The following is a 14,977-nucleotide window of genomic DNA, read 5'->3' on the forward strand; positions in this document are numbered from 1 at the left end:
ATGGAGAACGCCCCGGCCTCCAAGGGCTACGCCGGCGGCTTCGGCGTGGACCTGATGCTCAAGGACCTGGGGCTGGCGGCCGAGGCATCCATGCAGGCGCGCGCGACCACGCCGCTGGGCGAACTGGCGCGCAACCTGTACGCGCTGCACAGCGCCCAGGGCCACGGCATGCTGGATTTTTCCAGCATCCTGAAGCTCTACAGGCGCTGACCGCAGGCGCGGGCCACGGGCGCCGATCAAAGGCGCCGATTACAGGGGCGCCGACCGCCGGCGCCGGCCCTGCAAGCGCCGGCCCGTCCCACGGTGCCGCCTCCCCGGGAAGCACGCCGCCCCCTCACCCCAGCGCCGTATCCAGGAACATCATCACCGCGAAGCCGCCCATCAGGCCGACGGTGGCCGCCGTCTGGTGGCCGTTGCGGTGGGTCTCGGGGATGACTTCGTGCGACACCACGAAGATCATGGCGCCGGCGGCCAGGCCCAGGCTGACCGGATAGGCGATGGGCAGACCGCTGGCGATGCCCACGCCCACCAGCGCGCCCAGGGGCTCCATCAGGCCGGAGGCGACGGCGACGAGCACCGCCCGCGCGAGCGGCAGGCCGATGGCGCGCAGCGCCAGGGCCACGGCCAGGCCTTCGGGGATGTCCTGGATGGCGATGGCCGTGGTCAGGGGCAGCCCGACCGCCAGGTCGCCGTGGGCGAAGCCCACCCCGATCGCCATGCCTTCGGGCAGGTTGTGCAGCACGATGGCCAGCACGAACAGCCAGACGCCGCCGATGCGCGCGGCGGCCGGGCCATGGGCGCCCGAGCTTTCATGCCGATGGGGCGTGAAATAGTCCAGTCCCAGCATCAGCAGCACGCCCAGGCCCAGGCCGATCGTGACCGTCAGGGCCGCGCCCGCGCCGCTGTCCAGCAGTTCGCGGGCCGCGTCCAGGCCGGGCAGGATGAGCGAAAACGAGCTGGCGGCCAGCATCATGCCGGCGGCGAAGCCCAGCATGCAGTCCTGGGCGCGGGTCTCGACGGCGCGCAGGCCCAGGGCCAGCAGCGCGCCCAGCGCCGTGGCGCCGAAGCCGGCCGCCCCGCCCAGCACCGCGTACCCGAGGAACTCGCGGTTGCCCTCCGCGAACGATTCCGCGCCGCCGCTGAGCAGCAGCCAGAGCACGGCCAGCAGGGCCACGCCCAGGCCGAAGGCCGCCGCCCGGTGCTCGCGCAGCTGCCGGCGCCAGGCCTGGGCGAAAGGCGCCGGGGCCGCCCGCGCGTCACTCATCGGCCTGCACCCCCGCCGGCAGGGCCGCCATGGCCTGGGCCACCGCCGCCGTCAGCCGCCGGGCGTACGGCACGTGCAGGAATTCGTTGGGGCCGTGGGCGTTGGACTGCGGCCCCAGGACGCCGCACACCATGAACTGCGCGGCCGGGAAGCCCTGACGCAGCAGGTTCATCAGCGGAATCGTGCCGCCCTGGCCGATGTAGCCGCAGGGCGCGTCGAAATGCCGCCGCGACGCGGCGGCCAGCGCATCGCGCAGCCAGGGCGCGGACTCAGGCGCGTTCCAGCCGCTGGCCACGCCCGGATCGGGCTGGAACAGGACGCGCGCCCGGTAGGGGGCGTCCTGCTCCAGCAGGCGCTTCAGTTCGTCCGCGGCCGCGCCGGCATCCACCAGCGGCGGCAGGCGCAGGGACAGCTTGAAGGCGGTGCGCGGCCGCAGCACGTTGCCGGCGCTGGCCAGGGGCGGCAGGCCTTCGGCGCCGGTGACGGACAGGGCCGGCCGCCAGGTGCGGTTCAGCAGGGCCTGCTGCGGGTCGGTCGCCATCGGCAGGACGACGCCGCCCTCGGCGCCGCAGCTCCAGGGGAAGCGCTTCCAGACCTCGTCGCCCAGGATGCGGGCGGCCGCGCGGGCCTGCTCGGCGCGCTCGGCCGGGATCTCGCAATGGAAGCTCGCCGGCAGCACGCGGCCGGTGCCGCTGTCCTCCAGCCGGTCCAGCAGGTGGCGCAGGATGCGGAAGCTGGAGGGCACCACGCCGCTGGAGTCGCCCGAATGCACGCCTTCGTCCAGCACCTGGACTTCGAGCGTGCCGGTGACGAGGCCGCGCAGCGAGGTCGTCATCCAGAGCTGATCGTAGTTGCCCGCGCCCGAATCCAGGCAGACCACCAGGGCGACGCGGCCCAGGCGGGGGCGCAGGGCGTCGATGTAGGGCAGCAGGTCGTAGCTGCCGGATTCCTCGCAGGTCTCGATCAGGCCGACGCAGCGCGGACGCGGCACGCCCTGGCGGTCCAGCGCCTCGATGGCGGTGAGGGAGGCGTAGACGGCGTAGCCGTCGTCGGCGCCGCCGCGGCCGTAGAGCCTGCCGTCGCGCAGCACCGGGGTCCACGGCCCCAGGCCGGCGCGCCAGCCGGAGAATTCCGGCTGCTTGTCCAGGTGGCCGTACATCAGCACCGCGCCGCCATCGTCCCGGCGCGTCGCGGGGGCCTCGAACCATAGCACCGGCGTGCGGCCCGGCAGGCGGACGACCTCGACCGTCAGGCCCTGGATGGGCCGCGTCCGCGCCCAGCGGGCGGCGTCTTCCACCACGCGGTCGATGTAGCCGTGGGCGGCCCAGTCGGCGTCGAAGGCGGGGCTCTTGGCCGGAACGGCGATGTAATCGCTCAGCGCCGGGAGGATTTCACGGTCCCATTGCGTGTCGACGAAGGACCGGAGGGCGGCGGGATCCGGTCCGGCGGGGATGGCGGCCAGCGGCGTGTCCATGATGTTTCCTGGGAATGCGTCCAAAGGACCATTTTACGCCCGGCTCCAAGCCCCCGGATGACGTGGGGGATGATGCGGGCCGGCCGTTTTCATGTCATCCTTGGGCGGCAAACCCATCCACAGGAGACATCACCATGGCAGATACCTGGCTCACCTCTCTCATCACCGCCACCCCCCAGGAAGGCTTTGAACTGGCCATCAAGCTGGCGCGCATGGGCGTCAAATACACCCAGCCCTCGGCCGAAGTCCGCGACAAGCTCCGCCCCGTCTACGGCGAGGACGCCAACGCCCTGATCGCCTCGTCGCAGGTGGTCGCCATCAACTTCCAGACCATCGCGGCCGCCAACGGCTACTGGAAATAGATGGACGAGCAGGTCCTGGCCGCCATGGCCCGCTGGCCGGACGTGCCGGCGGTGCGCGGCTGGCTGTCGCTGTCGGCACGCGGCCAGTGGCGCCTGCATCCGCGCGGGCGCGGCTGGGGCGTGCCGGACGAGGAACCCGGCGAAGCCATCACCAGCCCGCAGATCCTCGCTTTCATCGGCCGCAACTACCTGTCGGACGACGCCGGGCGCTGGTTCTTCCAGAACGGCCCGCAGCGCGTCTACGTGCGCCTGGACGGCGCCCCCTGGATCCTCGGCATGGACGCCGATGCGCAAGGCCGCCCGCAGCTGCGCACCCATACCGGCCGGGACTACGGTCCCGTCGCGCACTGGTGGCTGGACTCCGGCGGCCGGCTGTACGCCCGGTCGGCCCAGGGCGCGGGCCTGGTGTCCGACCGCGACCTGGCCCGCGTGGTCGAGGCCCTGCGCACGGCCGAGGGCCGGCCGCTGGACGACTGGCTGGAGCGGCCCGATCCCGCCGGCATCGCCGTGCGCCTGACCGGAGACGCCGGGACGGACCGCGCCGGAGCCGCGACGCCGCTGGGCCTGCTGGCGGACGGCGCGCTCGAAGCCACGCTGGGTTTCGTGCGCCGGCCGTAGCCCCGCCCGCGACACGCATCCGCATGGGACGGCGCGCATCGGACGGCACGCATCGAGCCGCCCGGCCCAGATTCGATGTGTCAGGCCAGCGCGGCCCCCAAGCACCGCACCGTGTCCGGACCCATGATCAGGGTTTTCCCGAAATCCGAGAAAAGTGCCATGTTCGGGTGGAAATGTACATCAGGAAAATTCACTAACATATTTACAATTTTCGTGAGTCGTTCATCCGCCATCCGATTCTTCCGACCCAGGAGACAACAGCCATGACAAGCACGAACCCCATGCTGGAACGCATCCAGTCCATCCTCCCCGAACTCGCCTCCCGCGCCGCCCAGTCCGAGCAGGAGCGCCAGGTGCCCGCCGAGAGCATCGCCCTGCTCAAGGGCACCGGCCTGCACCGCGCCTTCCAGCCCAAGGCCTACGGCGGGCTGGAAATGTCGCTGCCCGACTTCGGCCAGTGCGTCGTGGCCCTGGCGGGCGCCGACGCCGGCGCGACCTGGGCCTTCAGCCTGCTGTGCACGCACAGCCACCAGCTCGCCATGTTCTCCAAGCAGCTCCAGGACGAGCTCTGGGCCGAGAATCCCGATGCCACCGCCAGCAGCAGCATCGCCCCCTTCGGGCGCACGGAGGAGGTCGAGGGCGGCGTGCTGTTCAGCGGCGAGATGGGCTGGAGCAGCGGCTGCGACCACGCCGAATGGGCCATCGTCGGCTTCAACCGCATGAATCCGGCCGGCGAGAAGACCTACTGCTTCGCCGTGGTGCCGCGCAAGGACTACACCATCCGCGACGACTGGTACGCCGTCGGCATGCGCGGCAGCGGCTCCAAGACGCTGGTGCTGGACAAGGTCTTCGTGCCCGAGCACCGCATCCAGGCCGCCAAGGACATGATGGAAGGCCGGTCCGCCGGCTTCGGCCTGTACCCCGACAGCAAGATCTACTACACGCCGTACCGCCCCTATTTCGCCAGCGGTTTCTCGGCCATCAGCCTGGGGATCGCCGAGCGCATGCTCGAAGCCTTCAAGGAAAAGACCCGCAACCGCGTGCGCGCCTATACGGGCGCCAGCGTGGGCACGGCCACCCCGGCCCTGATGCGCCTGGCCGAGTCCACCCATCAGGTGGCGGCCGCCCGCGCCCTGCTCGAAAAGACCTGGGAAGACCACCGCGCGCACGGCGAGGCCAAGCGCTATCCGTCCACCGACACGCTGACCGCCTGGCGCACCAACCAGGCCTACGTGGTCAAGATGTGCGTCGAGTCGGTCGACCGCCTGTTCAGCGCCGCCGGCGCCACCGCCTGGTTCGAGACCAACGAGATCCAGCGCCTGTTCCGCGACAGCCACATGACGGCCGCCCACGCCTACACCGACTACGACGTGTGCGCCCAGATCCTGGGACGCCAGCTCATGGGCCTGGAGCCCGACCCCACGATGATCTGAGGAGGACCGCCCATGGACGCCCCGCACCCCGCCGAACCCGCGGCATTCGACCCCCGCATCCTGCGCAGGGCCTTGGGCAACTTCGCCACCGGCGTCACCATCGTCACGGCCCGCGCCGGCGAGGACATGGTCGGCGTGACCGCCAACAGCTTCAGCTCGGTCTCGCTCGACCCGCCGCTGGTCCTCTGGAGCATCGACAAGCGCTCGGGCAGCCTGCCGGTGTTCCGGCGCGCCAGCCACTTCGCCATCAACGTCCTCGCCATGGACCAGATCGAGCTGTCCAACCGCTTCGCCCGGCCGCACGAGGACCGCTACGCGGGCGTCCCCTGGCGCCCGGGCGAGGGCGGCTGCATCCTGCTCGAAGGCACCAGCGCCAACTTCCAGTGCGAGAAGGTCGAAATCATCGAAGGCGGCGACCACTGGATCCTCATCGGCCGGGTGCGGGCCTTCGAGGACCATGGCACGGCGCCCCTGGTGTACCACCAGGGCTCGTATTCCATGGTGCTGCCCCACCCCCACCGGCAGCCGCCGCAGGGCGCGGCCGCGGGGGAGCCGGCCGACGGCCTGCAGTCCCGGCTGGCCGACCATCCCTACTACCTGATGACCCAGGCCGTGCGCAGCTACCAGGAAAGCTACCAGCCCAAGCAGATCCAGACCGGCTGGCGGCCCGGCGAGGCGCGCCTGCTGATGATCCTGAACGACGGCCCCGCGCGGGACATGGCCGCGCTCACGCGCCAGGCCGACATGCCGCAGCACCAGGTCGAGCACACCCTGGATCTGCTGCGCAGCCGCGGCCTGGTCGAACGCACGCCCGAGGGCGTGGCGCTAACGGCGGCCGGCGCCACGCAGGTCCGCGGCATCTGGGCGCTGGCGCGCAGCCACGAGGAACAGGTCTTCGCCCGCTTCGACCGCGCGCAGGTGGAGAACTTCAAGCTGGTGCTCCGCGGCATCATCGCCGCGGCGGCCTGAGCGCGGGCCGAAACCCCGGCCGGCGCCCGGGAGCGCCGGGGTGCCCGGGAAGTCCCCGGGCCCGGCTCAGCCGGCGTCCGCCGGGCCCGGGCCCGCGGCCCGGCGTCCGGGCGCGCCGGCCATGCGCGCCCGGTAGCTGCCGGGCGATTCGTCGGCCTGCCGCAGGAAGAAGCGGCCGAAATAGGCCGGATCGTCGAACCCCAGCGCATAGCCCACCTGGCTGACGGCCTGGCCGGAATAGAGCAGCAGGCGGCGCGCTTCCTGCATCAGGCGGTCGTTGATCAGCCGCTTGGGCGGCTTGCCGGTCATGCGGCGGCACACCTCGTTGAGCCGCTGCTCGCCGATGCCCAGCTCGGCCGCGTAGCGGGACAGCGTCCAGTGCTCGCGGAAGCGGGCTTCCATCAGCGCGCTGAACTGCTGGAAGAGCTGCAGTTCCTCGCGGCACGGCGGGGGCGAGCCCAGGGCCTGGGAGGACAGGCGCAGCAGGCTGATGAAGATCAGGCGCGCCAGCAGCAGCAGGCTCTGGTCCCGGCCCGGCCGCCGCCCGGCGTGCTCCCGGCGCAGCAGGTCGAACAGCTGGTCCATGCGGCGCGCCTCGTCGGCGTGTTCGCCTTCCAGCGCGCCGATCGACAGGCAGACGGGCGCGATCTGGGCGCCGCTCGCGGGCCAGACCGTGTCGTCGTGCGGCATCGGCCAGAGCGACTGCGGCCTGACGGTGAGGACGTGGCCGTCGGCGTCGTCGTCGGTCACGAACGCATGCAGGAACGCCGGCGGCGTGAGGAACACCATCGGCCCGCGCAGGCGGTAGAGGCCGTCCTCCAGCTGCACGCGCACCATGCCCTCCAGGACGTAGTGGACCTGGAAGAACTGGTCGTGCCGATGCATCGCCATGCTGCGCCCCAGCTGGCTGGCCAGGGTGCCGAGCGCTTCGTAGTGCAGGTCGGCATCCGCGTGATCCGGGCCCGCGATGTGGCTCAGATCGAGATTGGGAATGTCCTGCCGCGACATACCGTTTCCGGGGGAGTTGTCCAGGCGCCCATTCTACGCCGGATGCCGGGGGGGTCCCGCCGGGCATCCCTGCCGGACGTTCCCGTCCGGCATGCACCCGGACATCCCGCCGGGACATCCCGCCCGGGCATTCCCGCCGGGCATCGACCGGGCACCCACGGAGGCGGTCGCAGGCTAAAATCGCCGCATGACTTCGTCCGATCCCGCCTTCTACCACCCCGCCCCCCGCTCCCAGCAGTTCTGCTCGCAGTGCGGCCATGCGCTCAGCCGGGAAATCCCGCCGGACGACAACCGCATCCGCGACCTGTGCACCCACTGCGGCGCGGTCCACTACCAGAACCCGCGCAACGTGGTCGGCGTGGTGCCGATCCTGGACGACCGGGTGCTGCTGTGCCGCCGCGCCATCGAGCCGCGCCACGGCAAATGGACGCTGCCGGCCGGCTTCATGGAACTGGGCGAGACCACCGAGCAGGGCGCCGAGCGCGAGAACCAGGAGGAATCCGGCGCGCGCATCCGCATCCGCTCCCTGCTCACGGTGATCGACGTGCCCTCGGTCAACCAGGTCCACCTGTACTACCTGGCCGACGTCCTGGGGCCGCATCTGGCGCCGGGACCGGAAACCCTGGAGGCCGCCTTCTTCGGCCTGGACGAGATCCCCTGGCGCGAGCTGGCCTTCCGCACCGTCAGCACGACGCTGGAGCACTACCTGCGGGACCGCGCCCTGGGCACGTTCCCCACCCACCACTACGCCATCGACCTGCGGTTCCCGGACTGAACGGCCGCACGGAACGGCAACCGCGCAGCCGCCATGACGCTCGCCTGGGTCGAAGACCGCGATCCCCTGCCCGACCCGGCCCGCGCGCCGGTGCCCGCCAGCGGCCTGGCGGCGGCGGGGCTGGACCTCTCGCCCGCCCGGCTGGCCGAAGCCTACCGCAAGGGCCTGTTTCCCTGGTACGGCCCCGGCGAACCGGTGCTGTGGTGGAGCCCGGACCCGCGCATGGTGCTGCGCTGCGAGGATTTCCGCGTCAGCCGCTCGCTGGCCAAGCGCGTCCGGCAGTTCGACCGGGCCGCCGGCGGTGAGCCCGTCCCCGAACCCGCCACCGGATCCGCCTCTGAGTCCGCCACCGGATCCGCCTCTGAGTCCGCCACCGGATCCGCCTCTGAGTCCGCCACCGGATCCGCCTCTGAGTCCGCCGACCGCCCGCCGCGCACCGACGCCCCGCCCGCCCTGTGCGTCACCCTGAACCTGGCCTTTCCCGAGGTGATCGCCCGCTGCGCGCGGCGCGGCGCCCCGCGCATCGGCCTGGGCGCCGCCCGCGCCGGCCGGGACTGGGCCGAACCCGGCGCGGCGCAGGGCCGGGACGCCACCTGGATCACGCCGGACATCATGGCCGTCTATACCGCCTGGCACCGCATGGGCCGCGCCCACAGCGTGGAAACCTGGATCGGCGGGCGGCTGGCGGGCGGCCTCTACGGCGTGGGCCTGGGGCAGTGCTTCTTCGGCGAATCCATGTTCAGCCTGGCCGCCGACGCCAGCAAGGTCGCCCTGGCCTACCTGGTGCGCCACCTGCTGGCCCGGGGCGCGTCCTGGATCGACTGCCAGCAGGAAACGCCCCACCTCGCCAGCCTGGGCGCGCGGCCCGTGCCCCGCGCGCGGTTCCTGGAGATGCTGGCGGCCGGCCGCGACGCGCCGGCCCCGCCCTGGGAGCGCGGGCGCCTGCGGGCCGACGGCGGCCTGGAGCCGCCGCCCGCGGGCTGGCGGGCGCGCTGACATACGGACGGCGCACCGACCACGGCCGGCGGGCCGCCGCGGGGCGCCGCGGGCCGCCACAAGCCGCCGCGGGCCGCCCGGCGCTGGCCTTCGCGCGCCGCCGGTGCCACAATGAATCGGTCGCCACTCTGGGGGCCCTCCGGTCCGGAGGATCCCGGGCCCGATCCATGAGCAATCCCAGTGAATCCATCTTCCGCCGCCTGCAGTTCTACACCACGGCCAGCTATCCGTGCAGCTACCTGCCCGGGCGCATGGCGCGCTCGGAGGTGGCCGCCCCCACCCACCTGGTGGACGAGGCCGCCTATGCGCGGCTGATCGAGCAGGGATTCCGCCGCAGCGGCCTGTTCACCTACCGGCCCGCCTGCGAGCTCTGCCAGGCCTGCATTCCCATCCGCATCGACGTCGGGCGCTTCCGCCGCGACCGCACCCAGGGCAAGCTCTGGCGCCGCCTGCAGCCCGTGCTGAAGGCGCGCCTGGCGCCGCTGCACTGGGACGCCCGGCATTTCGACCTGTACCTGCGCTACCAGAAGCGGCGCCACCCCGGCGCCGGCATGGACCAGGACGACCAGGCCCAATACACCCAGTTCCTGCTGACCAGCCGGGTCCATTCCGAAATGGCCGAATTCCGCGACGACGGCGGCGCGCTGCGCATGGTGGCCATCATGGACCGCGTGGACCACGGCCTGTCGGCGGTCTACACCTTCTACGATCCCGACTGGCGCGCCAGCCTGGGCACTTACGGCATCCTCTGGCAGCTGGACTACGCCGCCCGCCTGGGCCTGCCCTGGCTGTACCTGGGCTACTGGATCGGCGAAAGCCGTAAAATGGCCTACAAATCGCGCTTCAGGCCGCATCAGATCCTGCGCGGCGGCGTCTGGACCGAACCGCCGCCGGACGGCGACTGAGCCCGGGCCGGCGCGCCGCGTCCCCACCCAACCGATCCGTCTTCGCCCCATGTCCCTGCTGTTCCAAGCCTATCCGCTGGCGCGCGCCGCCCTGTTCTCCATGGACCCCGAACAGGCCCACGAATGCACGCTGCGCGCGCTGCAGCGCAGCCAGGGCTGCGCCCTCACGCGGCTGCTGGCCGCGCGCCAGCCGGTCCTGCCGCGCACCGTCATGGGCCTGCCGCTGCGCAATCCCGTCGGCCTGGCGGCGGGCCTGGACAAGAACGGCGCCTGCATCGACGGCCTGGCCGCCCTGGGCTTCGGCTTCATCGAGGTCGGCACCGTCACGCCGCGCGCCCAGCCCGGCAATCCGAAGCCGCGCATGTTCCGCCTGCCGCGGGCGCGCTGCCTGATCAACCGCATGGGCTTCAACAACGACGGCCTGGACACCTTCGTCGCCAACGTCCAGCGCAGCCAGTGGCGCCGGCACGGCGGCATCCTGGGTCTGAACATCGGCAAGAACGCCGACACGCCGATCGAGCGCGCCGTGGACGACTACCTGCTGTGCCTGGACGGCGTGTACCCCCACGCGGACTACGTCACGGTCAACATCTCCTCGCCCAACACGCGCAACCTGCGCAGCCTGCAGAGCCACGACGCGCTCGACGCGCTGCTGGGCGCCCTGCGGGAACGCCGCGAGGCCCTGGCCGACCGCCACGGCCGTCGCACGCCGCTGGTGGTCAAGATCGCGCCCGACCTGGCGGCCGAGGAAATCGACGCCGTCGCCGAACTGGTCCCGCGCCACGGCATCGACGGCATCATCGCCACCAATACCACCCTCGCGCGCGAGGCCGTGCGCGGCCTGCCCCACGAGGACGAGGCCGGCGGCCTGTCCGGCCCGCCGGTGCACGCCCTGTCGCTCGCCGTGATCCGCCGCCTGCGCGAGCGCCTGGGCCGGGAAACCGCGATCATCGGCGTGGGCGGCATCGAATCCGGCCGCCAGGCGGTGGAAAAGGTCCAGGCCGGGGCCGACGCGGTGCAGCTCTACACCGGGCTGATCTACCGGGGGCCGGCGCTGGTCGCCGAATGCGTGCGGGCGCTGGAAGCCGCCTGAGGGCCGCGGCCCCGCCCTGTCCAGCCGCCGCTGGCGGCGCCGGCGACGGAGCCGATGAGGGGGCCGATGAGGGGGCCTTCCATGGGGCGGGCGATGGAGCCGGCGGCGAGGCCGGCGCCCCGGCGCGCGGTCAGCGGCGCTCCGCGCGGGGCACGCCCCACGGATTCGCCGCCTGCAGCGGTTCGGGCAGGAAGGCGTCGGGGATGTCCTGGTAGGCCACCGGCCGCAGGAAACGCAGGATGGCCGCCGTCCCCACCGAGGTGCCGCGCGGATCGGAGGTGGCCGGGAACGGCCCGCCATGCACCATGGCGTGACAGACCTCGACGCCCGTCGGAAAGCCGTTGGCCAGGATCCGGCCGGCGCTCAGTTCCAGGACCGGCATCAGGGCGCGGACCAGGGCGTCGTCGGGGCCGGGCTCCAGGTGCAGCGTCGCCGTCAGCTGGCCTTCGACGGACCGGGCGACCCGCAGCATTTCCGCCTCGTCGGCGCAGCGCAGGATCAGCGCGCACGAGCCGAAGACTTCCTGGCCCAGGCCCTCGGGATCGTCGATGAACGCGCGGGCGCGGGCCTCCAGCAGGGCGGCCCGGCACTGGTTGGGCGCCTGCGGCGCCGGACCGCGCGCCCGCACCGCCACCCCCGGCCGCTCCGACAGGCGCTGCACCCCTTCGGTATAGGCCCGGTGGATGGACGGGGTCAGCATGGTGCCGGGCGCGCCTTCGCGGATGCGCCCGGCGGCCGCGTCGATGAACGCGTCCAGGTCGGGGCCGTCCAGGCCGACCAGCAGCCCGGGGCAGGTGCACAGCTGCCCGGCGCTGCCCAGCAGCGAGGCGGCGAAGCCTTCGGCCACCGCCCGGGCGCGGGCCTTCAGGGCGCCGGGCAGCAGATAGACGGGATTGATGCTGCTCATCTCGGCGTAGACCGGAATCGGCTCCGGCCGCGCGGCGGCGGCCCGCATCAGGGCGAGGCCGCCCGAGCGCGAGCCGGTGAAGCCGACCGCCTTGATCCGCGGATGGCTCGCCAGCGCCAGGCCGATGCCGTGATCGGCGCCGAACAGCAGCGAAAACACGCCCTCGTGCAGGCCCTGCGCCTGCACGGCCGCCCGGATGGCGCGCCCCACCAGTTCGGAAGTGCCCGGATGGGCGGGATGCCCCTTCACCACCACCGGCGCGCCGGCGGCGAGCGCCGAGGCCGTATCCCCGCCCGCCACGGAAAAGGCCAGGGGGAAGTTGCTGGCGCCGAAGACGGCCACCGGCCCCACCGGCACATGGCGCATGCGGATGTCGGCGCGCGGCAGGGGCGTGCGCCCGGGCTGCGCGTGGTCGATGCGCACGCCATGCCAGTCGCCCGCCTCGACCACCTCGGCGAACAGTTCCAGCTGCCTGACGGTGCGGCCGCGCTCGCCCTCCAGGCGGGCGCGCGGCAGGCCGGTTTCCCGCATGGCCCGCTCGATCAGGGCATCGCCCAGCCCCATGATGCGCGCGCCGATCTCGCGCAGGAAGGCCGCCCGGCGCGCCGGGGCCTCGGCCCGGTAGCTGGCGAAGGCGTCATGGGCCAGGCGCGCGGCCGCATCGACGTGAGCCTGGCCGCCGCCCCCGTAGGCGGGTTCGAGCGTTCCGCCCGTGGCCGGATCCACCGCCCGGAAAGCGGGCTCCGTCCCCGCGACGTCGTCATGGCCTATCAGCATGGTGCCGGTGATCTGCATCTGCAATTCCTTGGAATTCCTTGGGTTCGTCAAACTCGGGCTCGTCAAAAAACGAGGCTGGGGAAAAATGAGGCCGGACATTCCTAATGCGCCAGCGGCCGCTCGCGCATCGCCCGGATGAACAGTTCCGCCACGGCCGTGGGCATGCCCCCCTTGCGGGTCACGATGCCGAAGGTATTGGCGGGGATCTTCAGCGTCACGGGCAGGATCCGGATCATCTCCACCCGCGCGAACATGCGCGCCACGTCGGTGGGCAGCAGCGCCACGACGTCGATGCTCTTCTGCAGGATCGCGACGGTGGCGAAGGTGGAGTCCGTCTCGATGGTGTGGGTGGGCGCGGGCAGGCCGGCCAGGTCCATTTCCTTTTCGAGCAGCACGCGCAGCGGCATTTTCTTCGGATAGACCACCCAGCGATAATCCCGCAGCAATTCAAACGGCATTTCGCCGGACACCTCGGGATGGCGGCCGCCGGCCACGACGGAAATGGGCTCGTCGCTGATCGGGAAATAATTGTATTCATACGGCTCCGGGCTCACGCTGGAGCGGCCGATCACCAGATCCAGCTGCCCGCCGTCCAGCAATTCGAGGAGATGGCGGCTGGTGCCCTCGACGATCTCGATCGACAGATTGGGATGGGCCGTGCGCAGCCAGTGCAGGGCGGAAACCAGGATTTCCGGAATGGCGCCCATGATGGTGCCGATCGCCAGCCGGCCGCCCGTGCCCGACTGGATCTCGGACACCTCGCGGCAGAAATTGTTCAGCTCGGTGGTGATGAGCCTGGCATAGCGGATGGCGCAATGCCCCATGGCATTGGGCACCAGGCCCACCTTGGTGCGCTCGAACAGGGTGGCTTCCAGCATTCCTTCGATTTCCTGCAGGGCCTTGCTGGCGGCCGACTGCGTCAGAAACATGACGCTCGCCGCCTTGTGCAGGGATTTATATTCACTCAATGCGATCAGCAGCTGCAGCTGTTTTACGCGCAGTTTACCAATCACCATCTTCAATGTGCGGTCCGCAGCATTCATAATATTCATCACCACATGCAAAATATTCTTTTACGGCAATATGACGGGCATGCCTACAATCCTGCCATGCAATTCGATCAATTCGATCAATTCAATCCCCAGGCAATTTAACCACAGGCAGGAAAATGCGCTTGATTCAATTCATCGACACGGCGGGACGGCGCCGCGTCGGCATGCCCGCCGCGGACGGCCGGCGCATCGACGTCGTCCGCGGCGTCTCGTCCACCTACGAACTGGCCATGGCCGCCATCGGCGCCCGGCGTACGCTGGCCGCTGAAATCGCCGCGCGCGGCCGGGATCCGGCGGACGAATCCTACCCCGACCTGCTCGCCGGGCTGCGCGTCCTGGTGCCGCTGGACCACGAGGACCCGGCGCACTGCCTGGTGACCGGCACGGGCCTGACCCACCTGGGCAGCGCCGCCACGCGCGACAAGATGCACACCGACCAGTCCGCCGTGGAAACCATGACCGATTCGATGCGCATGTTCCGCTGGGGCCTGGAAGGCGGCCAGCCGCGGCGGGGCACGCCGGGCACCCAGCCCGAATGGTTCTACAAGGGCGACGGCGGCATCGTGGTGCCGCCCGGCCACCCCATACCCTACCCCGATTTCGCCGAAGACGCCGGCGAGGAACCGGAAATCGCCGGCCTGTACGTCATCGGCGACGACGGCCTGCCCTATCGGCTGGGCTTCGCCCTGGGCAACGAATTCTCGGATCACGTCATGGAGCGCAGGAATTATCTCTACCTGGCGCATTCCAAACTGAGATTCTGCTCCTTCGGACCGGAATTGCGCGTCGGCGAAATGCCGCGGGATATTCGCGGCACCAGCCGGATCCGGCGCGACGGCAAAATCCTGTGGGAAAAACCGTTCCATTCGGGGGAAGGCAACATGAGCCACACCCTAGAAAATCTTGAATACCATCATTTCAAATACATACAGTTCCTGCGCCCCGGCAGCGTGCACGTGCATTTCTTCGGCACCGCGACCCTGTCGTTCGCCGACGGCATCCAGACCCGGCCGGGCGACGAATTTGAAATCCACGCGCCCGAATTCGGCGCGCCGCTGCGCAATCCGACCCGCCAGGAACCGGCCGCGCCCTATATGCCGGGGAACACCGTCCCGCTCTGAACCACCCGCCCGGGCGGCGCGCCGCCGCCGGAGCAAGCCGGAACGGGCCAAACGAGTCAAAGCGGGCCGGAACGGGAGGGCGGCGTTGAAATTCCGCCGTCCCGGACCCGCCCCGCGATCATGGTTTACCCTAGGGCGGACGCGGGGGCCCTGCATCGAATCCCGCGTATTTCCGGCCGCCGGACGCCACCATTCCAAAAAGCGTTCAGCCGACCACAATTAT

15 protein-coding genes are annotated in these 14,977 nt (G+C 71.3%); 10 read left to right on the forward strand and 5 right to left on the reverse strand.

The genetic code is table 11. The annotated features are described in order from the left end of the window. The coding region (locus HNR28_RS05915) for an NAD-binding protein (protein WP_184142586.1) at positions 1–210 on the forward strand (210 nt) is incomplete at its 5' end. Positions 211–334: 124 nt separating this feature from the next. On the opposite strand, the gene HNR28_RS05920 is transcribed toward HNR28_RS05915, so the two are convergent. Next, a complete protein-coding gene (locus HNR28_RS05920) occupies positions 335–1,264 on the reverse strand; it encodes a ZIP family metal transporter (protein WP_043683973.1) in 930 nt (309 codons plus the stop codon). Then, a complete protein-coding gene (locus HNR28_RS05925) occupies positions 1,257–2,738 on the reverse strand; it encodes a M20 family metallopeptidase (RefSeq protein WP_151025467.1) in 1,482 nt (493 codons plus the stop codon). The genes HNR28_RS05920 and HNR28_RS05925 overlap by 8 nt, the downstream gene beginning before the upstream one ends. Positions 2,739–2,872: 134 nt before the next feature. Here HNR28_RS05925 and HNR28_RS05930 point away from each other — a divergent pair, with 134 nt between their 5' ends. The 4 genes from HNR28_RS05930 to HNR28_RS18340 all read left to right on the forward strand — a co-directional run bounded on the left by HNR28_RS05930 (position 2,873) and on the right by HNR28_RS18340 (position 6,120). Continuing rightward, positions 2,873–3,100: a hexameric tyrosine-coordinated heme protein gene (locus HNR28_RS05930; protein ID WP_043683977.1), complete on the forward strand. Its 228-nt coding sequence runs from the start codon at positions 2,873–2,875 to the stop codon at positions 3,098–3,100. Further along, positions 3,101–3,718, forward strand: coding sequence for a DUF2946 family protein (locus HNR28_RS05935; protein ID WP_043683978.1), 618 nt, complete (start codon positions 3,101–3,103; stop codon positions 3,716–3,718). A 263-nt stretch (positions 3,719–3,981) separates the two neighbouring features. Beyond that, complete coding sequence (locus HNR28_RS05940; protein WP_151025466.1) at positions 3,982–5,151, forward strand: p-hydroxyphenylacetate 3-hydroxylase oxygenase component; 1,170 nt, start codon at positions 3,982–3,984, stop codon at positions 5,149–5,151. Between the two features lie 12 nt (positions 5,152–5,163). Further along, the gene (locus HNR28_RS18340) at positions 5,164–6,120 is read left to right on the forward strand and encodes a p-hydroxyphenylacetate 3-hydroxylase reductase component (RefSeq protein WP_043683982.1); all 957 of its coding nucleotides are present in this window, start codon (positions 5,164–5,166) and stop codon (positions 6,118–6,120) included. 66 nt (positions 6,121–6,186) lie between these two features. On the opposite strand, the gene hpaA is transcribed toward HNR28_RS18340, so the two are convergent. After that, the gene (hpaA, locus tag HNR28_RS05950; RefSeq protein WP_151025628.1) at positions 6,187–7,128 is read right to left on the reverse strand and encodes a 4-hydroxyphenylacetate catabolism regulatory protein HpaA; all 942 of its coding nucleotides are present in this window, start codon (positions 7,126–7,128) and stop codon (positions 6,187–6,189) included. 187 nt (positions 7,129–7,315) lie between these two features. Between hpaA and HNR28_RS05955 the strand changes: the two genes are divergently transcribed. The 4 genes from HNR28_RS05955 (at position 7,316) to HNR28_RS05975 (ending at position 10,897) form a co-directional block, all read left to right on the forward strand. After that, positions 7,316–7,903, forward strand: coding sequence for an NUDIX hydrolase (locus HNR28_RS05955; RefSeq protein ID WP_043683983.1), 588 nt, complete (start codon positions 7,316–7,318; stop codon positions 7,901–7,903). Between the two features lie 33 nt (positions 7,904–7,936). Further along, positions 7,937–8,899, forward strand: coding sequence for a leucyl/phenylalanyl-tRNA--protein transferase (locus HNR28_RS05965; protein ID WP_244978197.1), 963 nt, complete (start codon positions 7,937–7,939; stop codon positions 8,897–8,899). Between the two features lie 167 nt (positions 8,900–9,066). Further along, on the forward strand, positions 9,067–9,804 hold the full coding sequence (locus HNR28_RS05970) for an arginyltransferase (RefSeq protein ID WP_043683986.1): 738 nt from the start codon (positions 9,067–9,069) through the stop codon (positions 9,802–9,804). Between the two features lie 49 nt (positions 9,805–9,853). Then, positions 9,854–10,897 (forward strand): quinone-dependent dihydroorotate dehydrogenase, encoded by a 1,044-nt coding sequence (locus HNR28_RS05975; RefSeq protein ID WP_043683988.1) that lies wholly within the window; start codon positions 9,854–9,856, stop codon positions 10,895–10,897. A 130-nt stretch (positions 10,898–11,027) separates the two neighbouring features. Here the strand turns inward: HNR28_RS05975 and HNR28_RS05980 are convergent, their stop codons facing one another. Together HNR28_RS05980 and HNR28_RS05985 are read right to left on the reverse strand one after the other, a co-directional pair. Beyond that, positions 11,028–12,599 carry an aldehyde dehydrogenase (NADP(+)) gene (locus HNR28_RS05980; RefSeq protein ID WP_151024913.1) on the reverse strand — a complete coding sequence of 524 codons (1,572 nt, stop codon included), beginning with the start codon at positions 12,597–12,599 and terminating at the stop codon, positions 11,028–11,030. Positions 12,600–12,682: 83 nt separating this feature from the next. Continuing rightward, positions 12,683–13,624: a LysR family transcriptional regulator gene (locus HNR28_RS05985; protein WP_151024914.1), complete on the reverse strand. Its 942-nt coding sequence runs from the start codon at positions 13,622–13,624 to the stop codon at positions 12,683–12,685. A gap of 125 nt (positions 13,625–13,749) precedes the next feature. On the opposite strand from HNR28_RS05985, the gene araD1 reads away from it, so the two are divergent. Further along, positions 13,750–14,754, forward strand: a complete 1,005-nt coding sequence (gene araD1 / locus HNR28_RS05990) for an AraD1 family protein (protein ID WP_151024915.1) — start codon at positions 13,750–13,752, stop codon at positions 14,752–14,754. Positions 14,755–14,977 lie beyond the last annotated feature (223 nt).

The organism is Castellaniella defragrans (assembly GCF_014203015.1).
GTDB lineage: Bacteria > Pseudomonadota > Gammaproteobacteria > Burkholderiales > Burkholderiaceae_B > Castellaniella > Castellaniella defragrans.